Here is a 26,287-nt window from a genome sequence, read left to right as displayed (position 1 = left end):
GGCTGACAAAAATGCCAGCCTTCGGTTTTTTATTTACAAGCTATGTACTTACGAGCTCTTCATTTACGAGCTCTTTATTCATGAGCTATGTATTTACTGACTCTGCTTATGAGTCTGTTAGATTCGTACGTCGTAGCTTCATGCTCTATTCAACGCTGTTAGGGCGCTGATACCACTGGCTTCTTGCATCTGTCTCATCAAACAGATGATATTTACGGCCTAGAGTTTGTCCGCCATCACGAGTAATGGGCTGCCACGCAATATTGCCGCGGCTGGTGCTTGGCTTAACGGTTAAAATATCAAATGGAATCGAGATATAGAAACCTTTGTTATAGCTGCCTTCGCCATACTCTTCGGTGGTTAAGTCCGTTACCGTTGCAAACGCACCGACAATCATGCCTGACTTAAACTGCTTAGAGAAATCAATACGGGTACCCATATCGCCGCCTAAGAATTTACCCACACTCACCTTAAATAGTGTGTTCTGCAATAGAGACCATTCAGGCATGTAGTAACCGGTTAACTGCCCTGTTGTGCCTTTATCTAACACATACGCTTGGCAGTTGACTTGGCCTGGTGAACAGTTGCTTGCATCGTAGCCATCGTAGTACACATAGGCTGAATCATAAGTACCGAACCAACTATCAGGATCACGTTGAGAAACAAGGTTTGCATCTAAACCAATCGCCCAGTTCTTGTTCATTGGTCGATACAGCACTTCACCACCCACACCAGCAAACATGGTTTCTAGGTAGCCACCGTAAGCTTGGGTATAGATTTCGTCAGTCGGTTGCTCAAACCAAGTGAGCTGTAAATTACTCAAGCGCACAGGGTTATCATGCACATAAGATCGGAACATAGTACGAACACGAGGAACCGCAAAGTTGTTGATATGTGGGTTTTGCTCAATGTAGTTAAACTTATCGTAGTTATCCGCCAAATTAAAATAGATGGAACCACTTGCTTCTAGGTTATCCGTTAGCCACACATTAGCGTCAGTATTGAAACCGATGTTGTACAGGTAGAAAGCCTCTGGTCCACCTAAAGATTGTGAAAGTACAGGTGACAAACCAACATTCCAGCGCTCTTTATTAGTCGCAAGCATTGAGCTTGTTGAGCCGCCTGATGCACTTTTCTGTTGGTTTCCGCTATATGGTTCAACTTGCTGCGTTGCATCACTCGCTTTAGCTCCAATATATTGATAAGTCGCAGCTTGACGGTATTGATCTGCATTGACTTGAGTTTCAGTCAGGTCAATGCCGTGGTTATTTTCAACGATACGATAAGTTGAAATGGTTTGCGGAGTGTTGTTTGCAAGAATGGCGGCCGCGCGATCAACTGCTTCATCACGGTTACGGTACTTAACCTGATTACCCGTTATAATTAAGGTGTCGCCATCTTGTTCAATGGTGCTCTGCTCATAACCTGCATTGGTTTCTAATTGCTGTGCGACCTGCTGCCAATCTGTAGATTGTGTTTGATCTGCATTCGTTCCTTCACCGTTGGCGAACTCCGAAGGTCGAGCTGACACCGCTAGTTTTGGTTCATCACGCCATACCGCTTTCATTTCATCAAAGTTGGTATACAGATTGAACCCGAACGTAACAGTATCGCCACGTTGGTAGCTGAGTTTCGCATCGCCCCAATTACCGAATTGATACAGCACACCAATATTCCATGGCGTATGTTGAGGCATTGGCTTCGTTTGATACTCTTCGCTGTAATCATTTGCGTCATATTCGAGTTTTAAACGCAGTGGTTGATAAGGGGTTTGATACTCAATGCCACCATATAGTGCCGCAGGGCCTTTAAACCAGCGTTCAAAATCAACACTGCCGCCTGCGCCTTTAAATTCACTAGCACGGTCACAGTATTTATCACTGACTTTACAAAATGGATTAGTGAAGTTGCCGCTTTGGCCAATATAACCCCAGCCCATACCTAATGTGATATCAAGTGGTCCAAAGTTCTTAGTACCAGCAATAAACTCCCCATCAAACAGGCCTGTGCCACCAAAATCACGGATACCGATAGATGTTTCAGGCAACCAGTAGCTCTCTTCTAGCAAGCGGAATTTAAAATCGATCCCTTTATCGGTATATAAGTTATCGCCACTGTAATTAGGGTCTGGATTAAACAGCATGTCTGGCACGCGAGTATAGCGAATGGTGGTTTCGAACCAAGGGAACAACTGAATCGAGGTGTAGTAGTGTTGGTAGTCTTCATTAATGTTGACCCCAAAATTAAACTCGCCCTCTTTTGCCATTCGTCCGCTTGGCATCTGCATTAAGCCGACACCGCCAAAATCAGTTTGAGAAGGACGTAACTGGACGGGATGCAACTTGCTAACGGTTTGTTCGCTGGTGGTGATAGCCTCACTTGCGAATGCTGGATTTAATACTAATAACAGTGAAGTAGAAACCAGAGTTCTAGAAATCAGGGCTCTAGAAACCAGAGCTTTGGCGTTGAGACGCGCCGAACGTGAGGTTGATTTATCAATAGAGTGAGTATTCATTAACCTTTAACCTCATGTTGCATTGGGGTGTTCTGTATAAAGCTGTTTGTTATAAATTCGTTCTGTATATGACTATTTGTTATAAAGCCACCTGTTATAAAGCCGAGCAGAGTGACGATATCTTGTTCTAGCTTTTCAAGATCATTATCAAACACGCTTAAACCTGAAGAGTTAAAACCGATAAAAATAGTGCTACCGGGCATTAGGTTCATATGCTGGTTATTCCAATAAGCAAAGCCTATTTTTTGAGAGTGACCATCGGGGGATATGACCCAAGCATCGCTATTGTTTGATTGAGCGAGTAGAGCGGCCTGTTGAATGTAGTCACCAAGTTGTTTGCTCGCACTAAAAGGTTGCTGCGTTTGTTCAACAAGACCAAAAAAAAGAACAGTATCAGGGCGTGAATTTAACTCTAAAGCATAAGACCCAGGAAGCGAGGGGTTAAGAGATGGGTCTAAGCGAATCGTATCTAAATCAAGGTTGATATCTTCACGGTATGCGAACGACAGCTGCTTGAGTTGCTGGAGTAGCATCGCTGCATTTTGTTGGTAATCAATGTCTAAACTTAATACTTCAAGCTGCTGAATCACGTTGTTGAATAGCGCGTCTGCTTGACTCTGTTTATCTAAATTAAACAGCTTATAGCCTTCTGGGTATGGAGAGTAAGAAGAGGTGTTAGCAGAAGTGGTTTGAGCTGCATATTCTTGAGCGACATATAGCTGATTAAGAGCATCACTTAGTACACGATCAAGTCGAACACTTTGATCATACTCCAAGCCAATGCCTTGCTGAGTTAGGGTTATTGTCGTATTCGCTTGGTTGTCAGCATTTTCTCGGTTGTCGGTGGCATTCGCAGAGCTGATAACCCCTAACGGCAAAGCCAGCGCCAGCAAACCGACCTTAAGCCATTTAAGTGGCAAATTGATTGATAAATTCATCTTAGTTACTTTGGACATAGTTATTCTGGACATAGCTACTCCGCAAAAGGCTTAAGAATATCGATTTCGATACGGGTCATATCAGGACCGACATATTGAATGCTTTTGACTACGTTTCCGCTATCGGTAATCCAATATTGGTTAGTGAAACTCTGATCCAATAGAGGGAAATGAACCTGCTCTTGCCACTGAGTGGTGTTTTTCGACCATATTGCAGAGTCAAGTTTCTGTTTGCCCTGCTTTTTTAGAGTGATATCCGCCTGATAGCCGTAGTGATTACCTTGAGGCCAGTCATAGGTCGCATGCTGAACCTTGCCCTCTATCCACTCGTTGTGGGTTTGGGAATCTGAGTTCGTAAGGGGTTGGTTTATAACGTTAGAACGACGAGTAAGATTTTCAGTTGGCAGTTTTAGCGTTTTGATGACTCTACCATTCTCTGTTACCACCATCGCATTGTCTGATGACACCCACTTAAGCTGAGTACTTCCCGTCGTTGGGTTTTTCTCAGCAAACGCCAACACCATAAACACGCGAGCGCCATCATTAAAGCGCATATAGCTGCTGGCATAAGGCAGATTGTTAATATCGTCAGCTGTCATGGTGATATCATCAAAGCCATAGACAGCCTCTTTGATGGTGTCATTCACATGCGAAAATTTTTGTACGCAGGCAGTGAGTAATAGCGTCAATAATAAGCAACTAGTCCTTAGTATCGTTTTCTTTGGCGTGAATGTTTGTATCGATAAATAGCAAAACGGGTTGAGTTTCATTGGTCAAACAGCCTTGTAATTAGTTAATCTCTACGGTGTGAATAGCCCAAGGTTTGGATTCTTAGGTCTAGATATTAAATTTATTGGATAGAGTAGCAAGGTGACATCTTGATAGCTAGGTATCTTGTGGTTCATGGTGTTGATTGATTATCACATTAAATAAAAAACCAACGCTTTCACGTTGGTTTTTATTTAATGTATTATTTCTAAAGTTCAATTGAACAATTGAACAATATTACTTAGTACCAGTAGTACCAGAAGTACCAGTAGTACCGTCGTTATTGCCAGAAGCTACAGCGACAACAGTTACGGCAACAGCAGCACCTACAGCAACGGCTGTAGTTGAAGCTGTGCCAGCAGCAGCAGCAGATGCTTCAGCACCAGCCGCTGTACCAGTTTCTGCGAAAGCTGCAGTTGAAGCACCTAGTGCAACTAGCATTGCAAGAGCGATATTTTTCATATCTTTTCCTTGTTAATTTTACAATTTTAAACATCGATGTTTGAAGTTCGTATTACTTCAACGGCTATTTTAGATGACAAAGAACAAAATGTAACCCTCTTTAAATAAGTGGTCATTGAATTAGGGTGATGTTTCTAAGATTTTATTGACGTGATGCGATGGAAGTTAACGTGATAGCGCAGAAGAAAATGACATGAGTTGCGATGCCTATTATCTTAAGTTGTATTCCTTTATACTCCCAATCGAAAATTTAAATATCAACTAGATAATAGCGTTTTTAGGGTACGTTGAACCTAAGGACGGTAGTGTGGATTAAAATGAAAATTTCATATATTCATAAGGTTAATGGTTGTTTGATAAAGTGGGTAGGTACATTAAGCTTACTCATCGCACATACCTCTTCTGCTAGCCCATGGCTTGAAGCGAATGATCCCGTCTTAAAAGGTCACCTCCAAGTTTTAGTTGATAGTGGTGTTCTTACTACATCGACCAATACGTATCCAATTCGTTGGACTCTACTGAGTGAAGAGCTCGGTAATGTGGATGTAAATGAACTTTCTGCAATTCAACGATTGAGTTTTCGCTACTTAAAACACAGTTACGATGTTCAACGAGTGGGGCGGGGTCTCTATGGTGGGCACTTATCTTGGAATTCGAAAGAACGCAGTCATGTAGGTTTTGGCGACAGAAGCTCTCGATTTAAATGGAACACAGAGTTTCAAACAGCGTCAAATGGTAAATATTCCGCTTACCGAATCAACGCTGGGTACGGTGAAGCTTGGTCTGAAGGTGAAAGTAAATTTCACATGGAGAATTCATTTTTTGTTCTTGGTGATGGTGTTTGGCAATTATCACTATCGCAGTTAGATAAGTGGTGGGGAAATGGCTGGGCGAACAGTGTGTCATGGTCGCAAGGCGGCACTCCACTAAAAACACTTAATGCTGCATATATCGTAGATATAGAGCCATTGAATGATATATGGGTTGAAACAAATATAAGTGAACTAGAACAACCATATGGAGCGGATTACCTTTGGTCTTCACGGATGGCAACAAAGGTACAGTTTGTTGAGATAGGGTTGAGCTCCCAATACGCCTTTGATGGAGATGAGCACTTTCAAGGAAGTCATAGCACCGACGGTATTTTTTTCGATAAAGATATCCGAAATACGATTGATTTAAAACTCTCACTACCAACGATTTTAGGTATATATTCATCGGTATATGGCTCGTTCTCTCATCATAAATCTAAAGCGCATAATAACAGCGACGTTTTCCTATATGGTGTTGATGCACAGTGGTCAATGTTAGATACGTCGTTGCGTTGGTATGTGGAAAAGCTTGATTGGCAACAAGCAGCCAATGTTGAGTACAGTAACTCTGTCAATGCGGCAGAACCAAATAACGTATCGTTAGGTGTGGTTGCAACCTTACCTAACGATCATGCAATACAGCTTAGTTATCGTGATTTTTCTCACTATAAAGAAGATTTAAGTAAAAAATCAACGTATGCCTCTTATTCATTAGCTGCATTTTCTGGGTTAACAGAAATTGGAGTCGCTTATGAAAGTAGCACACAGTCAGAATTCAGTTTTAATGTTAGTTGGATGTTTCGTTTCTAACTAACCAAAGCTCCTTTAAACCTTGCAAAAATGGAAATGGTATCGCTATGTCCCTTCGAAAGACGGTGAAGCACTTACTAATTGTGATTTTTACTATTTATACAGGCTCCTTGTTCGCAGTGACACCTAGTGCTGAACAAATAGAACAGTTTAAAAAACTACCAAAATCACAGCAAGAAGCTTTAGCAAAGCAGTATGGTGTAGACATTACTCAGCTTGAGCAAATGATGAATCCCATGCAAAGTGGGGAGCTAAATGCTAATAACCCACAGTCGTCGACTATTCAAGCTCGAAAAATAGATTATACCCAAGCATCTCAACGTGACTTGAACGATCCAAGATACAGTAATGATGGTGAACTAAAGCCCTTTGGTTATAACGTATTTGCAGGTAAGCCAACGACATTTACTCCGGTAGATGATCTTCCTGTTCCAAATAATTATCTATTGGGTGTCGGTGACCAGATCCATATCCAAACATATGGAAAACTGAATCAACAGCAAAGTTTAACTATTAGCCGTAACGGTAGTATTAGCTTCCCGAGCCTAGGGCCTATTTATGTGGCGGGTCAAACGTTTGAACAGGCCAAAACGTTTATAGAAAGCAGTGTTAAGAAGCAGATTTTAGGTGTGGAAGTGTCGGTTAGCATGGGCGCACTGCGTACGAGTCAAGTCGCGGTATTTGGTGATGCTTATCAGCCTGGAAGCTATAACGTCAACGCATTTTCGACAGCGACCCAAGTGTTAAAAGCGGCAGGAGGGATTGATACTGTCGGTTCACTGCGTAATATTGAAATCCGTCGTGAAAACAAAGTCATTCAAAAGTTAGATCTCTATAACTTCCTCGTTTCAGGGGATACTTCTGGTGATATTCGATTGGAGTCAGGTGATGCGATTTTTATCCCTGCGCGTAGCAGTAGTATCTATATCAGAGGCGAAGTTGTACGTCCTGCAATTTATGAAACCGTGAAAGGTGAATCACTCGATGCTGTCTTAATGAATGCGGGTGGGTTAACAGCAGACGCCTACCAAGAGAGCATCAGTATCCGTCGTAAAACATCCGATGGAATTAAAGTGTTCAACTTAGATATGAATACTGCGAAAGGACAACAATTTAAAGTTAAAGATGGTGATGAAATTGTTGCCCGAACCAAGGCTAATTATTTTACCAGCGATATCGCCATTCGTGGTGCAGTTATTAGACCAGGTGTCTATGAGTACAGCAAAGGTAATCGAATTGCGGATGTCTTTAAAACCATCGATGGTTCACTAAATGCGAATGCAGATTTAACTTATGCCATTATTGTTCGTGAAATTAACCAGCATCGTGATATTAAAGTGTTGCAGTTTAAACTCGGTGAAGCGATTACCAACCCGAACTCAAAAGAAAACCTTAGCTTACAAGCTCGAGATCAAATCTTAGTTTTTAGCGGGGAGTTAGATGGTGAGTTTTGGTATGGCGAAGGGCAAAATAAAACTCGCGAAGATTGGCAAAACGAGCAACTAGCGAAAAACTTAGCTGATCAACAGCGTGAGTTAATGATGCAGCAACTTGCGATGAACCAAGCAGGACAGCAAGGTTCTCAAGGAAAAGGGCAACAAGTTAGTGGTAACAGTGCTGTCAATTCCAACGTTCAACAAAACTCTAATCAGTTTGGCGTAGTTGGTCAGCAAGGTGGGAATGAGATTGCTGAAGCCGGAAATACTCAAACGAGTTCACGTGATAATGGTTCAAACTTAAAGCTAAAAGATTTAGAGAAAAAAGAAGAACAGCAAGAGATTGATTTTGATTCTCGTGAAAACTTACTTGAGCCGGTAATAAAACGTTTAGTCCAACAAGCTAGTTTAGGTAGTAATGTACAAATCGTTGAAGTTCGTGGAGCAGTTAAATTTCCAGGTATTTATCCATTAGCGGAAAATACGGTACTGTCAGATCTCGTGGTGGCTGGTGGTGGATTACGTGAATCTGCGTATGAATTCACTGGGGAGTTAAGTCGAGTTGAGAGTGCAAAAGGTTTATTTAACATTCAGCATCAACGCATCAATGTGGATGCGATATTGCAAGGTGATACTAAAGAGAATCTTAAGCTGGTATCGAAAGATCGACTAAATGTATTCACTAAGCCTGAGTGGCGTGAAGATTACTCCGTAGAGTTGCTTGGTGAAGTTACTTTCCCTGGAACTTACACCTTTAAACGAGGCGAAACTATAGCCGATATTATCCAACGAGCAGGTGGCGTCACAGAGTATGCGTACCCTCAAGGGGCAATTTTTAGCCGTGAGAGTTTACGTATTCAAGAAGGCGAACGAATGAAACTTCTTGATCGCCAGCTCCGTCAAGAAATTGCTAGCCTTACATTACGCCGTCAATCGAGTAGTGCACGTTATACATCGAGCCCAGCAGAGGCGATGGCGATCGCCGACCAACTCGGCAATACCGAGCCTGTAGGTAGAATGGTAATTAGCCTTAACGAGATACTTGATGGTGAAAAGCAAGCGGATGTTTTATTAGAAAATAAAGATAAAATTTATATACCGCCACTGCGTAAAGTCGTCTCTGTTATCGGTGAAGTGCAATACTCTTCAAGCCATCTGTTTGATGATCGCCTAACACTAGAAGATTATTTAAACCGCTCTGGTGGTGCAAAACGTCAAGCTGATGTTGAACGTATGTACGTTATTCGTGCCAATGGGTCAGTAATGCTGCCAAACAACTCATTCTGGTTTAGTCGCTCTACAGAAGATTTGGAACCAGGAGATACAATAGTAGTACCAATTGATAGTGATTACTTAGACTCCCTAAGTGCATGGACATCAGCGACGCAGATCTTGTATCAAGTGGGTGTAGCTTGGAATGCAATTCAGAATTAGTGATGAATGACAAAATGAATAATAAAACCAGTGATTTTCAATTAGATCTGCAAGAACTAATCAAAGCAATTTGGGTAGAAAAGATCACAGTAATGGCTGTAACAATATTGTTTACAGCCGTTACTGTATATTTTGCCATCTCACAGCCTAATATTTATAAGGCTGAAGCACTACTTGCCCCATCTGGAGAGGAATCTCAGATGGGGGGAATGGCGAGCCAATTAGGGGGGATTGCTGCTTTCGCTGGCGTAGACCTCTCATCAGGCAAAGGAGAGAGGGTTCAGTTAGCGCTAGAGACATTGGCATCTCGTAAGTTTCTATCTCAATTTGTTAAAGAGCATGATATTTTAGTTCCTTTATTTGCACTTCAAAGTTGGAGTGCTCTTACTGGTGATATTACTTATGATGAAACAACATATAATGTAAAAGATCAAAAATGGGTTCGTGAAGTACATGAAACGCGTTCTGTAACCCCAACAGCATGGGAGGCTCATAAAGCGTTAACTAAATTAATCAGTTATGAAAAAAGCCCTGGTAGTGGTTACATCACATTAGCGGTTGAGTCTCAATCACCAGTATTAGCTCAGCAATGGCTTACTTGGTTAATCGAAGACATTAATAAAACAATAAAGAAAGATGATCTAGAAGAGATTACTCGTAATATAAACTATTTAACAGCACAGCTAGAGAAAACACCATTAGCCGATATGCAAAGTATTTTTTATCAGCTTATTGAAGAGCAAATAAAAAAAAGGATGCTAGCAGAAGTACAAGATGAATATGTATTTAAAGTGATCGATCCAGCAGTTGTCCCTGAAGATAAAGATAGGCCTACACGGGCATTAATTTGTGTGCTAGGTGCTATTTTGAGCTTTTTGATTGGTGTTAGTGCTGCGCTAATGAAATTCTTTATTAGAAAGCGTAGAGAAAATTAATAGTGGTTGAATATATACTGATTGCAGCTACTCTAGGTTTATCTTGTTCTATAATGACTGCAATTAGATTAGAAAAATTCTATTTATTACTTCCATTTATTGTTGTTGTATCTATTTTCACAGGAATGAGAACAATAGATACAGGGACAGATACTCGTCGCTATTCAGAAATATATTCTGATATCAAGCCATTAACTGAGGCAATTAGTACTGGAGGTTTCGGTTTTGAAGCAAAACGAGTAGAAACTGGTTTTGTTATATTTGCTTCTATATTTAGAGAGTTAAGTTTAAGCTTTAATATATTCTTGATTGGTGTTTCTTTTTTATCAATTAGTGTTTTTTCTTATGCTTTTTATCGAATAAAAATATACCCTAGTATTTGTATATTTTTATATACTTGTTCGGTTACTTATTTATCACTTCATTTTAATATTATTCGCCAAGGTGTTTCTGCATCTTTTGGCTTATTGGCAATAAGTTATCTATTAGATAAAAAGAAAACTAAATATCTAACCTCTGTTATATTTGCTATCTCTTTCCACAGTATTGCTTTATTTTATTTGTTATGCCCTTTTTTATTGAGGGTAAAGTGGAAGAAATGGTACGCGATTATATTTACAGTTTTGATTTTGCTATTTAACTATATCAGTGTGTTAGGTGCAATTGTTGATTTCCTTCAGCCTTATAGCATTATTGTTTGGCGTGTAGGTAATTATTTTTTGAAACATTCAGGTGAAGAGTTGAATTTATTTAGCTTGTCACTTATATTTGATTTTATATTGATTCTTTATTGTATAATAGACAGTGATTATTTAAGAAGGGATGAAGGTAAATTTGATGTTATACTGTCTATTTTTTGTTTTTCTTTCTTATTAATGATATTGTTCCATGATTTAAAACTATTGGCACTAAGGCTTAGCTATGCTTTTGTTATTTTGGAACCGATTTTAGTCTGTTTTTGTTTAAGAAGAATTAAAGATGTATCAGGGCTGTTCAAAATAATTATACTATTATCTTTGGGTAGTCTTTGGTTTCTTAAAAATATATATATAACGGCACAGTTTTTATGATAACACCTCTTGTCTCTATAATATTACCTGTATTTAATGCAGAGGATTTTATAGAGGAAACATTAATGTCATTAATAAATCAAACATATAAGAATATTGAAATTCTAGTGTTAGATGATGGCTCAACAGATGACTCTCTTTCTATAATAAAATCATTTTCAGATAAACATGAAAATTTTAAAGTTGTTTCTAGGTGTAATAAAGGTTTGATAGTTACTTTAAATGAATTGTTAAGTTTAAGCTCTGGTGATTTTATAGCACGAGCTGATGCTGATGATATTTATTCTAAAGAGCGAATTGAAAAACAAGTTCATTATTTATTAAAAAATAGAGATGTTGCAGTAGTTGGATCGTCATATAATATAATTGATGAACATGGAACTATAATTGGCCATCGAAGACAATTTACTAGGCCAGAGATGCTTCATGTCGGAATTGTATTTGGTAGTCCATTGGCTCACCCATCTGTCATGATAAATAAAGGAATTTGTGGTGTTCATCTTTTTTATGATGAAAATTACTCTCATGCTGAAGATTATGAGTTATGGGTGAGATTAGTCTATAAATGTAACCTGAAAGTAGCAAACATTGCCGAAAAACTTTTCTCTTATAGAGTTCATAAAAATAGTGTTTCTTCAAAATATGCAGATGAACAGCAACTATCCATGCTGAATGCTTTATTAAACAATAATAAAGAATCATCAATGAGAAATAGACTACCAAGAATAATGAATAAGACATCACTTCTTTCATTGTTTGATATGTATTTAATATTAAAATATGCATCTTTATCAGGTGTTAGAGGCAAGGTTTGTACATTATACAGAATCATAATTGCGCAAATAACAAAGGCTAGATTTAAGTTTAAATATATAAAGAGTCTAAGATGAGAAAAGTATCGATAATAATACCAGCATTTAACAGCTCACGTTCAATTGGTAAAACTTTGGATTCACTTGTTAACCAAACATTTAAAGACTTTGAGGTAATCATTATTGATGATTGTTCAAAAGATGTTTTAGAGCTTGAGGCTTTGTTAGAGAGCTATAAGCAATTAGATTTAACTTTATTAAAGCATGATGTCAATAAAAATGGAGCCGCTGCTAGAAATACAGGCATTAAACGCGCTCTGGGAGAGTATATTGCCTTTCTTGATTCGGATGATCAGTGGGAAAATGATAAGCTAGAAAAATATTTATGCTTAACTTCAGAGTTTCAGGATGATAATCACATATTTTATTCTAAAATCCGAGTATTAAAATGTGATGGAAGTCAGCCTATTGAAAGACCAACTAGGCCTATCGATGAGGGGGAGCATGTTAGTGAGTATCTATTTGTTAGTCATGAGTTAATTCAAACGAGTACTATCTTATTAAAAACAAGTTTAGCAAAAGAGATATTGTTCGATGAAAGATTTATTCGACATCAAGATTATGATTTTGTGATAAGAGCTCAAGATCGTTTTAATGCAAAATTTGTTTTTTTAGATAAAGCACTAACAAATTATACTTCATCTATTAATGCAGTTGGTCGTTCAATCAGTCTGGGTGAGTCATCTTCTTATTCTAAGTTTTGGCTAAATGAGATGAAAAAATTCATGACAGATGAGTCAATATTACATTACAAATTCTTTTACTTGTCTAAAAAACTTAAATCTGAAAATAAAAAAACACAAATGCTATGTTTAATGTTTTTATCTTATATTAAAATGTCCAATAAGATGAAAATTAACGATTGGCTTTTAAATAAGTTGTAGAAGTATTATGAAAATTGAAATTTTGATATCAACATTGAATGATGGTATATATAACATCAGGGAAGTAGATGATAGGTTTGACTATATAGTAGTGCATCAAGTTTTTAATAGTAGTTCAGATTATAGCAATAAGGTTGACTCTTTTCCTGATAATGTAAAATATGTCAAATTAAAATCTAAAGGATTGTCTTTAAGTCGAAATGTAGCATTGTCGTATGCAAGTGGGGATTATTTGTGGATCATGGATGATGATGTTGAAATTTACGATTCCGCGTATTGTAATTTATTAGAATATATAGTCTTATATCCTGATGTTGATATGTTTGTATTGAACCATGCATCTTGTTATGACTCTGTGAAGTTGGGTTTTAAAGAACGGTTTTTACATAAATATAATAGCTTTTCAATTTCATCTATTGACATGCTTATTCGTAGGGCAGCAATGGAAAGTGTAGTGTTTAATGAGTCTTTTGGCCTTGGAACCAAGTTACAATCGGGTGAAGAGTATATATTTACATGCGATTTATTAAAGAGTGGTAAAAAAATATTTAAAACAAATACAGTTTTTTCTTACCACCCACCAATTACTTCTGGTCTTGACTTTTATTCTACACCAGAAAAAATGAGAGCTAAGTTACTTATGTTTAGAGTAACCAGTGGCTATTTTTTAGGGACGCTTCTTTATTTTTTGTTTGTAACGAAGAAAATAGTTAAAATATATAAGGAAAAGAGTGTTATGAATATAATAAAAGCATTTAATAATATCACCTAAAATAGAGAATGTTGACTTGTCATGAAAAGTAATCCATTAATTTCAATCATCACACCATCATATAATTGTGCAGATACACTTCAAGCCACCGCTGATTCGATTTTAAGCCAGACACATAATCACTGGGAATGGTTGATCACGGATGATTGTTCAGATGTAGCAACACAAAAAAAATTGTCACAACTAGAACAATCCGACTCCCGGATTCATGTATTCTTTAGTGAAATCAATGGCGGTGCAGCGATTGCTCGTAATCATTCACTTTCACAAGCAAGTGGTGAGTTCATTGCTTTTCTTGATAGTGATGATTTATGGCTCCCTACAAAGTTAGAGAGGCAAATAGAGTTCATGAACGACAGTATTGATTTCTCTTTTACGGCTTACGAAATCATCAATGAGGAAGGAGTTGCCACAGGACAACTGGTGGATGCAAACCAAGAAGGTGAGTTCACTTATCAGCAAATGCTGCAAAAGCAAGCGACATTAGGGTGCTCGACCGTCATGTTAAGACGCTGTGCTTTTCAAGATATATCGATGCCGCTACTGCGTACTGGTCAAGATTATGCATTATGGCTCAAACTTCTGAAGACAGGTGCTAAAGCGAGTGTATTGGCAAAGCCGTTTACTCAGTATAGAATCATGCCGAATTCGATATCCCGAAATAAAGTAAAAAAAGCACGTCGTCAGTGGCAAATTTATCGTAAAGTTGAGCAACTTTCTTTTATAACATCTGTCTATTGTTTTGGATTTTATGCATGGCGTGCTGTTTTTCGTCGTTAGTTATAAATCTATATTTCACTTGGAGTAAAACATGTTTACTAGTAAACAGAAGAAAAACAAAGGCTTCACCCTAATCGAACTGCTTATTGTTATCGTTATTATTGGCTTGCTGGCTTCACTGGTCGCACCTGCGATGTTTTCTAAAGTGAGTTCATCACAACGCAGTACCGCAGCAGCGCAAATGCAGATGTTTGAAACCTCCCTAGATACTTATCGTTTAGATAATGGTGATTACCCTGAAACGCTACAAGAGCTAAGAAAAAGTGATAAACCAACATGGGATGGTCCGTACATGCCAAAAGCTATTCCACTAGATCCTTGGAATAATCCATACGTGTATAAGAAGCCTGGTGAAGACGGTAATGAATACTATCTTGCATCATATGGTAAAGATGGCCAACCAGGCGGTACAGATGATAATGAGGATATTGTACACAAATGATCTCATTAGCCGATTTACTTGTTATGGAATTTCAAGTCACTCCCCGTGACTTGGAAAAAGCACAAAGTTACCAATCAAAATATGGTGGTTATTTAGAGCAAATTTTAGTTAATTTAGGAAGCCTTCCTGAAGATAAACTGCCAGAACTTTACTGTCAGTATTTCTCGTTGTTACCGCTGGATATTAATCAGTGGAATGACGATGATCTTCCTGAATTAGATAGCTCATCATTAGCATTGTTAACTAAGTCTTTGTGGGCTCCATTACAAGTGAATGGCAATGAATGGACATTTGCTGTCAGCTATCCATTAGATTTACAAGCCAATGAGTTTATTCGCAGAAACAATATTAAAGCGACACTTTATGTTGCAAGCGAATCGGATGTTCAGTCTCTACTCTCTCGTTTTGCAACTAATCAAGTCGTTGACACAGAAATTTTTGTGGGCGATGAAGAAGAGAGATTAAGAGAGTTAGCAACAGAAGCACCAACAGTTAACTTGCTTAATTCATTAATATCTAGAGGCTTGCGTCAAGGTGCATCGGACATGCACCTTGAGCCATACAATGGTCGCTATCGTGTTCGTTATCGTATTGATGGTGTATTGCATGAGGTAGAGCAATTACCGCCGAGAATGCAGTTGCCTATTGTCACAAGGCTAAAAATTCTATCAGGTATGGATATCGCTGAGCGCCGTCGTCCTCAAGATGGAAAGATTGGTATGAAAATAGCTAACCAAGAGTTAGATATTCGTGTATCAGCCTTACCATTGAATGAAGGCGAAAGTGTCGTTATGCGTTTCTTGCGTAAAGAGTCAATTAGTTATGACATGGATAAACTCGGCTTAGCTCAAGATATACAAAATTACGTTGACCAAGATTTGAAAAAAACGGCGGGCGTAATTCTGCTCACTGGTCCAACCGGTAGTGGTAAAACAACCACGCTATATACCTTCTTAAATGAATTAAACACTGATGATGTAAAAATTATCACACTAGAAGATCCCGTTGAGTACCAATTAGAGGGTATAAACCAAGTTCAAGTTAATAGTGATATCGGTTTTGATTTCTCGGCAGGTTTACGAAGTATTGTTCGTCAAGACCCAGATATTATCATGCTGGGTGAAATTCGTGATAAAGAAACGGCTCGTATTGCCATGCAGTCTGCATTAACTGGTCACCTTGTATTCTCGACAGTGCACACTAATGATGCCGCCAGCGCATATACGCGTTTACTTGATCTGGGGGTGGATGAGTTTCTGCTCAATGCTGCATTGGTTTCTATTGTGGCTCAACGTTTAGCTCGACGAACTTGCCCTCATTGTGCCGCTCCCGATCCCGAAGCAGAGCATCTCGTACCGCAATACGATTTACGAGAACTTGCTGAAAAATACCATCTAACAAATGTTAATTTGATGAAAGGGGCTGGTTGTGATGAGTGTGGTCATACTGGTTATAAAGGACGTATTGCAGTTAATGAGTACTTACGTTGTGATGAAGAGATAATGAAACTTCCTAAAGATTCTGATTTCATTTCAAAAGCTCGTCAATACAACAGTGATAGTGGTCGACGTAACCTGCTTGAAGATGGATTTTATAAAGCTCTATTAGGGCAAACAACCATTGAAGAAGTATTGCGAGTTGCAGGTTAATGAAATTATTTGACTATAAAGCCTATGATAAAGCGGGTGCTAAATTTGATGGACAAATTGAAGCGAAAGATAAAACCGCAGCACTACTCGATCTTAAAAAGCAGGGCTTACTCACTTCAGAGATTAAAGAGTACAAAGAATCGGTAGGTGTATTATTTAACTCAAACAAAAAAGTGACATTAGCAGATCTGGAATTTTTAACTGCAGAGCTAAGCTTGTTACTTGAGAGTGGTGTACGTATTGATAAAGGGCTAGAGATTATAAAAAAATCAAAGGCCAATCCAGCGCTTGCTCGGTTATTGACTGCCATTAGTTCATCCCTTGGAAAAGGACAAAGTCTGTCGCAAGCCTTGACCGAGTTTGAAGATGTTTTCGGCCGCCTTTATATTAACTTAGTAGAGTTAGGTGAAGCATCAGGTCAATTATCGACAATTTTCTCTAAATTAGCGGAAGATCTAAAGTTCAGGCGAGATCTGCAGCGTAAAATCATATCGTCACTCACATACCCTTTTATTATCTTAGCCGTGTGCGTGTTATGTGTTGTCTTTATCTTTAATTTTATCGTTCCTAAGTTATCCGTATTGTTTACCGATCCAGAAACTTTGCCTGGATATACTCAAGCATTATTGGGTGTTAGTAACTGGATGCAACAGTATCAACTGTTTTTAGGGGTAGGGATGATTGCCGCGGTTTTCGGTATTATTACACTATTTCAGCAACCTAAATTCCTTAAATCATGGCAAGCCTTTTTACTTAAAGTTCCAGGCTTGCGCGACTCCGTGATCACCACTGAGCGAATTCGATTCAACAGTGCGTTAGCTATGATGTTAGAAGCGGGCTTGCCAATCGACAAAGCACTAAGCTTAGCGAAAGGTAACTTAAAAAATCAGATCCTACAGCGTGAAATAGAGATTGTTCAGAATAAAGTCAAGCAGGGAAACAGCATTTCGCCAGCACTAAAACAAACCTCATTGTATCCGAGTTTTTACGTGTCGCTATTAGAAGTCGGGGAAGAGTCTGGTAACTTAGCCAGAGTGTTTGATGAAATTGCCAAGCGAAGCCGACAAGAATTTGAAACTTGGACAGAAAAAATGACGACCTTAATCGAACCTCTACTTATTTTGTTAATGGGTGGTATTGTCGGTGGTGTCGTTGTTGTGATGCTAATGAGTATGGTTGCAGTTAATGATGTTGGTTTCTAATCAACACAACAGTCACCGTGGCTTTACCTTAATAGAGCTCATGGTTGTAATGGTTATTTTAGGTACCATGCTTAGTCTTGTTGCACCGTTAGCGGTTAAAAATGTAGATAAAGCTAAAGTTCGAACTGAAATAGCGCAGTTAAATAACTGGATCAATAAAATCAGTTTTAGCTCTTATTACAAAGGTTTATCTACTATCGCGTCTTTTGATGGGAAAAGTGTAAGTGTGTATGTGTTGCCTAAAAAGCAGGTGAATGTGGCCGATGATGAGCAGAATGAAAAAACTGTGATTGACAGAATTGATTTTGATTCACTATTTTTTCAACCTCAGCAGATAGAATTTAATAAAAACGGCTTTCCTCAACAAGAAAAATTAACGTATCAATTGAATGATGAACTCATTACCTTAAATGTTTTAGATATTGTGTATCAAAGAAATGAAAATTAGATCGCCATTTGCTCAGAAACAAAGAGGTTTTACACTGATCGAAGTGCTTGTGGCCAGCGTCATTTTATTTCTTGTGATCTCATTTACAACCTTGATCTATCGAGGGGCTGCCTTATCCAGTCATAAAGCCGAACGTAGTATTTACATCAATGGCATGCTTCCACTACTTATTGATGAAATCCAGTTGCAAATACGAGAAGAAGGCCAAGGCGATATCAGTAGCCTTAATGCGAATCAAGAGATGGGAGAGCTGACATACCAATGGACAGCAAAAGTTTTTGAGTACCGTTCTGCACCACCTCTGCTTATTGCTGAAGCCGGAATGACGGAAGAGCAAAATAATAGATATAAATTATGGCAAGTGGAAATAAAAGCCGAATACAAAGGGTATAAACGCGAGTACCGCTATGTAGAGCTGAGTTGGAATATAAACCCAAGATGAGTATGAAACAGAATAATCAAGGTTTTACTCTCATAGAGTTGTTAATAGCCAGTGTTCTATTAAGTATGCTGTTGCTCTCATCGAGTATGGCCTACAGTTTGTTTGCGACCAATTGGAACAAGGAGCGTGGTCACTATCGACAAACCACTAATTTAACACGCGATGTGGGCATTTTAAGAAAAGTTGTCAATAGTAGTTACCCATTGATTGTATCGAATGAACAAGGTAAACATGCACTCTATTGGGATGGTAAGCCAAGCTCATTACGCTCTGCGAGTCGTAGTAGCATGTTTCTTGATGGTGAAGTCGCCTATCAAATCAAGATTGAGAAGAGCAAAGATGGCAAAGGCAAACTTGTATATCAAGAAGCAGCCATGGAGAGCGTATTGCTTGATAGCTACGACCAAGAGATAGCGTTCAAATTTAGAAAAGTATTGCTTGATGATGTGACAAATATTCAATTTCAATACTACGGTTGGAAAGATATTAACCAAAAAAATCAACGGCAAGCAAACCAGATCACCACTGATAGGAAATGGCACTCTACGTTTAATGCTCTGAAGGCGGGGTTGTTTCCAGAAAAAGTAAAATTAACCATTACTTTTAATACCAAACAAAAAAAAGCTCAAACATTACAAATATCTGCCGTATTGAGCACAAATTCGGAAATAGGGCTCAATGATGGGTGATAACAAGCGAGGAATCCATAGTTCAAAAGGGATTGCCTTACTTCAAGTGTTGTTGATTAGTGCAATTATTACCGTTTTGGCTCTGTATCTAACTCTTACGGCTCAGCAGCAAATTAGTGTCGCGCAACTCGCTGCGGATAAAGCAACGGCAGAGCTACATTTGCGTAGTACGGAATCAGAAGTACTCTTTAATTTATTAACAAGAGAAGAGAGTACTGATAATCAAGAGCTCGCACTACCTGATGGGTATAATTTCTATAATACCCCTTTCAAAGTTGGAAAATACGCCAAGGTGAGCCTACAAGATGTCTCCGGTTTGATCGATATTCATTACCCGGATGAAACCTTACTGAGTAATACGATTAAAAATCTAGGTTTTGATGGTAATCAGGCCGCCATTGTTGTCGATAGTTTATTAGATTGGCAAGATAGCGACAGCTTAAGTCGATTAAATGGGGCAGAGCGTGGTGATTATGAGCTAGGGCCGAGAAATCGTCTAATCAGCAGTTACAGTGAGTTAAAGTTAGTTAAGGGATTTACCTCTGAGCTGTGGGATAAACTGACTCCATTATTAAGTTCCGTGAGGACTAAATATTTCAACCCGATGGTTTCGCCTGAGCCAATCTTAAAAGCTTATCTAAACCGCGATGTTAGCGATATTTTAGAGTTGAGAGCGGCGAACAAGTTAACACGTTCTGAATTCTCACAATTAACAGGAGAGTATGAAAAGGAAGGGTTGATTTTTTCAAACTCTAAATTCTACCTATTAAACATAACCATAGAGTACAATGATGTACGTATAGAAAAGCAGCGCCGAATCAAATTCGATCCATACGCTTCGAGTACAAAGCCTGTTGTTGATGATATAGATTCCATTTGGTAAATAATGAATAAATTAAATATTGTATTATTGAAACTACTGTCCACTGTTGGTGTTGGCTACTTCAATCAGAAATTGTATACACTAAAAGTCAACAATGCAGGAGAGTTATCTTGGCATGAATCATCAGGAGAGACTGTACCTCGTTGCCTCATTGTTGCGAGAGAACACTACCAAGAAGAGCAGGTAGCATATCCAGTTGAAAGCAAGAAGGAAGTGAAAAACTTAGTACTTCTAGACCAGGTCGAGCAGGATCAGGCGCTTATATCTTCCTTTGTTATCTACCCATCAGATAATGGAAAAACCTCGGTCAACCAGTGGGTCTTTGATCACTCTGTACCCAAGGCAATGTGTATTATTCCTGAAAGCTACCTGCTGACTAGTGGTTGTGAGTCTTATCAGGCGATCACCTCTTATCATGGACAGCGTCGAAGCTATTATACAAAAACACCAACAGGTGTCGTATCCTCGGTTCAAGGTGGATTAATCGCGGACATCAACAGTTTTGCGATGGCTTCTGGTGTCGTGCTCAGTAATACCTTGCCACCGGTTGAGGTGACGGCGAAGGAACATGCTGATGTTATAGGGGCTCAAATTCTGCCTTTTCTTTTGAAAGAGGCGCATCATTTCATCTATAAAGACAGCTCTCAGAGTGGCGGCCTAGAAAAAAATGTGGTGCCAATATTGTTGAGCAGTTTGGTAGCCTCGGCCATATACTTAGGCGTCAGTAGTGGCTATCTACTATGGCAAGAACAAAAATTTGATCAAGCTGTTGAAAATAATCGTTCATCCGTGAACCAAGCGATCAGTGTTCAGAATGACTTTACCCGTTTAACCAAAGAGTTAAAGCAGCAACGTGAGTTTATCGCTACCCAATCACTAAAAACGCCTTTTTGGGAAGTGGTCGCTCCGCTGTTTAAGCAAGCCAAATTCCGTACGTTACGTTATAGAAATGGCCGATTTGTCATTAATGGCGAAACAAATAGAGCGACAGACTTACTCGATATACTGAATGATTCGCCTTTTGTTACGGATGCGAAATTTGATACCGGAGTCCGAAAAAGTAGGAAAAAAGAAGTGTTCATTATTAGTTTTGTTTTAGTTCAACCCTCTAGCTCATTAGAATAAGGTTTAAGTAATGGAAATCTTTCAACAAAAACCTTATTTAGTGGTTTTACTATTAGGGCTAGTATTAGCTCGCTTTGTCGGAATGCCGGTCATTGAGTGGCAAAATGAAAAACGAGCAGATCTGTTATTGGAATCCAAGCGAGTACAAAGAGCAGAAAAGGCGATCAGTAATCAACATATTCTTTCCCCACTGCTAGCTAGTTTAGATGAAAAAGTAACCAAAAATAAACAGAGGTTATTTCCACAGCAAGCAGAAAATAAATTTAAACTAGCACAGCAAAAAAACATAGAAACACTCATTACAGGGTTTGGTTTGAAAGTGACCAATATCGGTTGGTTGGCGATCAAAAATGTTGAACAATACAACATGGATTTATACCAATTGCAGGTCAGGTTCGCAGGTGATGGTATCCGTTTTCCAACCCTAATGGCAGAAGTGGAAAATCAGAAAAAATGGATAGAGATTGCTGATTTCACCTATGCCTTTCGTCGTCAAACAGCCACTAAATTGGGTGAATCTAACGGCCAATTAACGCTGAATTTTTATATGCTGAGAGGACAATAAGATGACAATGCTCCCTCTCTCTTCGCTCTTTAGTAAATATACATTATTAACTGTGTGTTCCGTTGCGGTTATTTTCCTAAATGATTATAGCCAACGTATTCTACTGCCAGATACTGAGGAGAATAACGTGAATCATGAACAAGTTGACGAGATCAGTAATCAACTGCCATTGGTTGACAGCGTAATGGTTAAACGTTTGGTTGAACAATATAAGCCTTACGATGCGGCTGGTAGAAAGGCACAAGTCGAAAAAGACAAACAGTTACTAAAAAATCAACCAAAAAATAAAGAAGAAAAAACAGTAATATTACCAAATATTGATCAGCAACAAGGGGAGCTATTAGCGCTCTATACCGATAGTGCATTATTGAATTTAAAAGCGGTGATCACTCAAAAAGGTCGATTTGCCTTATTGCAAAAGAGAGATCATAACAGCGGTGAAGTAACGCTATTGAAGCTAAATGAAGGTGACTCATTTGATGGTTTTATGCTGGTCTCTCTTAACCACACATCCATAACATTAGCTCGTAAAGATAAAACGATAGAGTTGATGATGTATCAACGTAATCATTAGGAAGCAGTAATGCGTAAACAATTTATTCTGACTCTACCGGCACTTTTAGTCCTTACTGCATGCAGCACCTTACCGACAGAACCGGTAAAAATCGCGCCTTCGTATTTAGAAGGGTCTGAAGCACCGCTTAAGGCTACACCGCCATTTCAAGTACAAACTGGACCTTCTGAGAAGAAAAAACCAAGTATTACTTATACTAAAATACCTACATTCAGCGTTAATCGTGATGCGGGTGGTGATGAGTTGGATCTCACGAAACAGTTTAGCGCTGTAGATGTAGTGACTATTGCTGCAGATTCACTGCCACTGAATCAATTCTTACACTATGTCATGGGAGAAGTGCTTCAGGTCAGCTATATTCTGGATAACAGTGCTAAAAATGATAATAGTGGTATTACATTAAATATTCAAAAACCTGTCTCAAAGCGTAAACTCTATACCTTAGTGGAAGATGTGCTGATTCAAGGTGGTTACCAACTAACCTTTAAAGATGACATTTTCTATATTAACAAAGCATCAGAAGACAATGCCGGTAACGTGGTTATAGGTTATGGTAGAAATATTAAAGATGTGCCGCGAACGTCGGTAGATATTAACCAAATTGTGCCACTGAATTTCCCTGTGAAATCAGGCATGCATTTAACGTTGCAACAGTTAGCTAAAGTAAAAGCGACGGTTGATTATGATCAAAACAGTTTCATTATAAAAGGGCGCCGAAGTGAGGTCATTAAAGCATTGGAATTTATTCATTTGGTGGATGCGCCCGCATTTCAAAACCGCCAAGTGACGATGTATAAATCAACCTTTATCCCTGCCGATGAATTAGCTGAAAACTTGACAGCAATACTCAATAATGAAGGTATTACGGTAAAAGGTGACCAGCCGAAACAGAATGCGGTGACGATTTTACCAATAGAACGTATCTCTTCAGTGATTCTGTTTGCTAATGATTTTCAGCTATTAAAACGTGCAGGTTTTTGGTTAAAGAAACTGGATCAACCATCGATGGTGGAAGAGGTGCAATACTTTACTTATGTACCTAAATATGCACGCGCAAGTGATATTGAAGAGAGCTTATCACCACTGCTTTCGGGGGCGGGTGTCAAGGCGGCCAGCACAAAAGATAAAACATCAGCTAAAACTATTGGTTCTCCCAATAAGAGCAGTGCTTCGGGAAATGATAAAGTCAAGTTAGTTGTTGACCCCCGTTCTAATTCGTTAATCGTGCAAACCACGGGCGAAGAGTATCAGCGTCTATTGCCTTTAATTAAACGTATGGATGTGATGCCAAAACAGGTGATGCTAGAAGTGATGATTGCGGAAGTTACCCTTGTTGATGAGTTCAAACAGGGGATTGAATTTGCTTTTAACAGTGGCGAATTAAGTATTGGCACAAAAGGCGCATTAGGTGTTAGCAAGTTTGGTGGTTTCTCCTTTGGGTTAAAAGGCGTGGATGGGGAGTTAATTGCTAACTTTTTTGAATCAAATACCCATACCAATATCTTATCGCGACCTAGTGTGGTGGTACGAGATGGTGTAAGTGCCGATATGAATGTCGGTACCGATATTCCCGTTGTTGGTGAAACCACTTCGGACCCTGATGGTGATCGTCAAACCACCAGTATTCAGTATCGAAAAACAGGTGTGCAGCTAATGGTTACTCCAACAGTGAACAGCCAAGGGGTGGTGATCATGGAGATCAGTCAGGTAAGCAGTAACGAAGCGGATGCTGGCACAACATCTGCTATTTCACCTTCAATTTTTGAGCGCAGCATCAAAACAGAAGTGGTGGCCGAAAGTGGACAGGCGGTCATTTTAGGTGGCTTGATCAGTAATAATACCAACAAAGTGGAAACAAAGGTTCCATTTTTGGGGGATTTACCATGGATTGGCGGACTGTTCCGAGCAAATGTAGATAAATCAACCAAAACCGAACTCGTGGTGATAGTAACCCCTCGAATTATTGAATCTTCTGAGGAGTGGCGTGATATCAAGGCCTCTTTTTCTGAACAGATGACCCAGTTAGACGTAAATCATAGCCAGCAATAGTCCTTGATTGGCGTTATTCATTATTAGTGATCTTGAATGCCTGTTTGTTGGTATATAAGTTGAAATCAACTAAAGTTTGATAAGTATCCCAAATTGTTCTGGTTAAAAATTGATTTCTAGTTGACAAAAACTGACAGAACACTGAAAATTCACCCTGATTAGGTCGTCTATATAATTTTAGGCGACGGCCTAAGTTAATGGCTTAATCGGAACACTAATTTGAAGGTTGGATATTCTATCTTCTTGTTTCATGAAACTTAAGGAAAATACAATGCTTAAAAAAACGCTAGTTGCGTTAGCTATCGCATCAGTTGCTGGTTCAGCAATGGCTGCAGACATTACTACGACTCAATACTCAGTTTTATCTAAGCAAGGCGCTCAAGGTAACGACAACGTAACTATTGGCCAAGATGTAACTCCTGTTACTGCTAACATCGAAGATGTTATTGTAACTCTAAACGCAGAATACAAAATTGACGATTTAATTACGTTTGATTTCACCGGTGTAGATATTGATCTTGCAGCATCAAGCCTAATCACGAAAGTAACGCTTGCTAATGACCCTGATACGTCTCTTCCTTTTGGTACGATGACGTTAGGTCTACTAACATCAACAGCAAATCAACTTGTTTATCGTGTAACTTCTCTTGATTACACTCAAGAAAAACCAGAAAACACAACGTTCAATGGTACAATTGAACTTGAAGGCCTACAATTTGAAGTTGCTTCACTTCTAGTGTCTGGTAAAGGTATGGTTACTTACTCGGCTAAAACATCAAATGATTTTGTTTTAGACCAAGAAGTGACAAATGCAACGACAATTTTCGATGTTAAAGATCAATTCGCTGGTGATGTTGACCATAAATTTGACGCTGTAATCGATGTAAATGAACAGCGTTTACGTTTTGATAGTTTGGACCAAACTGGTTCGGCTCACAGCACAAGTGTAGATAGCGTAGAGTTAACTGCTGAAGAAGTTGCTTACACTTACGGTAACAACATTGCAGCACAATACTCTCTACCTGCAGAGGCTCTTGCTCAAGTGATGACAGTTAATGGTGACTTCTCATTCCTTGGTGAAGCAAATGAAACTACTGGTCTTATCCCTACAAGCAATGTAGCAGCAACGTTCGGTGTTCCAAAGGTTTACGCTGATAAGATTGTTGTAGAGCACAATGCTCTTACTACAAACACTATCACTGTTGATATCTCTGGTGTTGACGCTGGTTACGCTGACTCTCAACTAAGCACTCAAGAGTTTACAGCTAACATCGATGTTAAATACGATTCTTACCTTGATGAGAAAACTAATCAAGTAGCGAACGTACTTGTTGCTGGTGATGCTGGTGAGTGGACTCTAAATGGTGCAATCGTACACGTACCATTCATGCCATTCCGTGCTGGTTACTCTCCAGTAGTTACAGTTTCTAACACTTCAAGCCAAAAAGGTGACATTGAAGTATTAGTTTACGCTAAGAATGATGCAGAGTGGGCTGAGCCAGTATCTTACATGCTAACTACTCCAGCTAAAGCTGAAGCGATGACTAACATTACTGGTGAGCTTCAAGCTCAAGGTATTGATGGTGACGTAGCATTTGACGTAATCGTTAATGCTCCAGCTGATGAAATTGCTGTATCAGCTCTATACTACAACAACGGCGACCGTGCTGTAGTTGAGACTCACACACGTAACTAATTTTAGTTATTATTTGTAATAAAAAGCAGGCTTCG

The 26,287-nt window shown here is 39.0% G+C and carries 24 protein-coding genes; 20 read left to right on the top strand and 4 right to left on the bottom strand.

Features of this window, described 5'->3' with window-relative positions; genetic code table 11:
* Nucleotides 1–145: 145 nt before the first annotated feature.
* From F0249_RS12155 to F0249_RS12140, 4 genes are all read right to left on the bottom strand, one after another.
* Nucleotides 146–2,515: a YjbH domain-containing protein gene (locus tag F0249_RS12155; RefSeq protein ID WP_171756851.1), complete on the bottom strand. Its 2,370-nt coding sequence runs from the start codon at nt 2,513–2,515 to the stop codon at nt 146–148.
* Nucleotides 2,515–3,486 (bottom strand): capsule biosynthesis GfcC family protein, encoded by a 972-nt coding sequence (locus F0249_RS12150; protein WP_171756850.1) that lies wholly within the window; start codon nt 3,484–3,486, stop codon nt 2,515–2,517. Before F0249_RS12150 ends, F0249_RS12155 begins: the two co-directional genes overlap by 1 nt.
* 2 nt (nt 3,487–3,488) lie before the next feature.
* On the bottom strand, nt 3,489–4,100 hold the full coding sequence (locus tag F0249_RS12145) for a YjbF family lipoprotein (RefSeq protein WP_367613438.1): 612 nt from the start codon (nt 4,098–4,100) through the stop codon (nt 3,489–3,491).
* A 358-nt stretch (nt 4,101–4,458) separates the two neighbouring features.
* A complete protein-coding gene (locus F0249_RS12140) occupies nt 4,459–4,683 on the bottom strand; it encodes a hypothetical protein (RefSeq protein WP_171756849.1) in 225 nt (74 codons plus the stop codon).
* 317 nt (nt 4,684–5,000) lie between these two features.
* On the opposite strand from F0249_RS12140, the gene F0249_RS12135 reads away from it, so the two are divergent.
* The 20 genes from F0249_RS12135 (at nt 5,001) to F0249_RS12040 (ending at nt 26,252) form a co-directional block, all read left to right on the top strand.
* Nucleotides 5,001–6,305, top strand: a complete 1,305-nt coding sequence (locus F0249_RS12135; protein ID WP_171756848.1) for a hypothetical protein — start codon at nt 5,001–5,003, stop codon at nt 6,303–6,305.
* 47 nt (nt 6,306–6,352) lie between these two features.
* Complete coding sequence (locus F0249_RS12130; protein ID WP_171756847.1) at nt 6,353–9,175, top strand: SLBB domain-containing protein; 2,823 nt, start codon at nt 6,353–6,355, stop codon at nt 9,173–9,175.
* Nucleotides 9,176–9,189: 14 nt separating this feature from the next.
* Nucleotides 9,190–10,110, top strand: a complete 921-nt coding sequence (locus tag F0249_RS12125) for a Wzz/FepE/Etk N-terminal domain-containing protein (RefSeq protein ID WP_171756846.1) — start codon at nt 9,190–9,192, stop codon at nt 10,108–10,110.
* A gap of 2 nt (nt 10,111–10,112) precedes the next feature.
* Entirely contained in the window at nt 10,113–11,180 is a 1,068-nt protein-coding gene (locus tag F0249_RS12120; RefSeq protein ID WP_171756845.1) for an EpsG family protein, read from the top strand.
* Nucleotides 11,177–12,070 (top strand): glycosyltransferase, encoded by an 894-nt coding sequence (locus F0249_RS12115; protein ID WP_171756844.1) that lies wholly within the window; start codon nt 11,177–11,179, stop codon nt 12,068–12,070. The genes F0249_RS12120 and F0249_RS12115 overlap by 4 nt, the downstream gene beginning before the upstream one ends.
* A complete protein-coding gene (locus F0249_RS12110; protein WP_171756843.1) occupies nt 12,067–12,936 on the top strand; it encodes a glycosyltransferase family 2 protein in 870 nt (289 codons plus the stop codon). Before F0249_RS12115 ends, F0249_RS12110 begins: the two co-directional genes overlap by 4 nt.
* Nucleotides 12,937–12,943: 7 nt before the next feature.
* Entirely contained in the window at nt 12,944–13,708 is a 765-nt protein-coding gene (locus F0249_RS12105; RefSeq protein ID WP_171756842.1) for a glycosyltransferase family 2 protein, read from the top strand.
* 21 nt (nt 13,709–13,729) lie between these two features.
* Entirely contained in the window at nt 13,730–14,488 is a 759-nt protein-coding gene (locus F0249_RS12100; protein WP_171756841.1) for a glycosyltransferase, read from the top strand.
* 31 nt (nt 14,489–14,519) lie between these two features.
* The gene (gene gspG, locus F0249_RS12095) at nt 14,520–14,930 is read left to right on the top strand and encodes a type II secretion system major pseudopilin GspG (protein WP_171756840.1); all 411 of its coding nucleotides are present in this window, start codon (nt 14,520–14,522) and stop codon (nt 14,928–14,930) included.
* Nucleotides 14,927–16,579 (top strand): GspE/PulE family protein, encoded by a 1,653-nt coding sequence (locus F0249_RS12090; RefSeq protein ID WP_171756839.1) that lies wholly within the window; start codon nt 14,927–14,929, stop codon nt 16,577–16,579. The genes gspG and F0249_RS12090 overlap by 4 nt, the downstream gene beginning before the upstream one ends.
* Nucleotides 16,579–17,781 (top strand): type II secretion system F family protein, encoded by a 1,203-nt coding sequence (locus tag F0249_RS12085; RefSeq protein WP_171756838.1) that lies wholly within the window; start codon nt 16,579–16,581, stop codon nt 17,779–17,781. The genes F0249_RS12090 and F0249_RS12085 overlap by 1 nt, the downstream gene beginning before the upstream one ends.
* Entirely contained in the window at nt 17,765–18,229 is a 465-nt protein-coding gene (locus F0249_RS12080; RefSeq protein ID WP_171756837.1) for a prepilin-type N-terminal cleavage/methylation domain-containing protein, read from the top strand. The genes F0249_RS12085 and F0249_RS12080 overlap by 17 nt, the downstream gene beginning before the upstream one ends.
* Entirely contained in the window at nt 18,219–18,671 is a 453-nt protein-coding gene (locus tag F0249_RS12075; RefSeq protein WP_171756836.1) for a PilW family protein, read from the top strand. The genes F0249_RS12080 and F0249_RS12075 overlap by 11 nt, the downstream gene beginning before the upstream one ends.
* A 2-nt stretch (nt 18,672–18,673) precedes the next feature.
* Nucleotides 18,674–19,360, top strand: a complete 687-nt coding sequence (locus F0249_RS12070; protein WP_171756835.1) for a prepilin-type N-terminal cleavage/methylation domain-containing protein — start codon at nt 18,674–18,676, stop codon at nt 19,358–19,360.
* A complete protein-coding gene (locus tag F0249_RS12065; protein WP_171756834.1) occupies nt 19,350–20,243 on the top strand; it encodes a general secretion pathway protein GspK in 894 nt (297 codons plus the stop codon). Before F0249_RS12070 ends, F0249_RS12065 begins: the two co-directional genes overlap by 11 nt.
* Nucleotides 20,244–20,246: 3 nt before the next feature.
* The gene (locus tag F0249_RS12060; RefSeq protein WP_171756833.1) at nt 20,247–21,368 is read left to right on the top strand and encodes a hypothetical protein; all 1,122 of its coding nucleotides are present in this window, start codon (nt 20,247–20,249) and stop codon (nt 21,366–21,368) included.
* Nucleotides 21,369–21,378: 10 nt separating this feature from the next.
* A complete protein-coding gene (locus tag F0249_RS12055; RefSeq protein ID WP_171756832.1) occupies nt 21,379–21,933 on the top strand; it encodes a hypothetical protein in 555 nt (184 codons plus the stop codon).
* A 1-nt stretch (nt 21,934) separates the two neighbouring features.
* On the top strand, nt 21,935–22,507 hold the full coding sequence (locus F0249_RS12050; protein WP_171756831.1) for a hypothetical protein: 573 nt from the start codon (nt 21,935–21,937) through the stop codon (nt 22,505–22,507).
* A 9-nt stretch (nt 22,508–22,516) separates the two neighbouring features.
* Nucleotides 22,517–24,556 (top strand): secretin N-terminal domain-containing protein, encoded by a 2,040-nt coding sequence (locus F0249_RS12045; RefSeq protein WP_171756830.1) that lies wholly within the window; start codon nt 22,517–22,519, stop codon nt 24,554–24,556.
* Between the two features lie 271 nt (nt 24,557–24,827).
* A complete protein-coding gene (locus F0249_RS12040) occupies nt 24,828–26,252 on the top strand; it encodes a hypothetical protein (protein ID WP_171756829.1) in 1,425 nt (474 codons plus the stop codon).
* Nucleotides 26,253–26,287: the final 35 nt, after the last annotated feature.

Origin of the sequence: Vibrio sp. 03-59-1 (assembly GCF_013114135.1) — a bacterium.
Lineage (GTDB): Bacteria > Pseudomonadota > Gammaproteobacteria > Enterobacterales > Vibrionaceae > Vibrio > Vibrio cortegadensis.
Note: the sequence above shows the minus strand (reverse complement) of the source record. Positions and strands in the feature narration are given on the sequence as shown.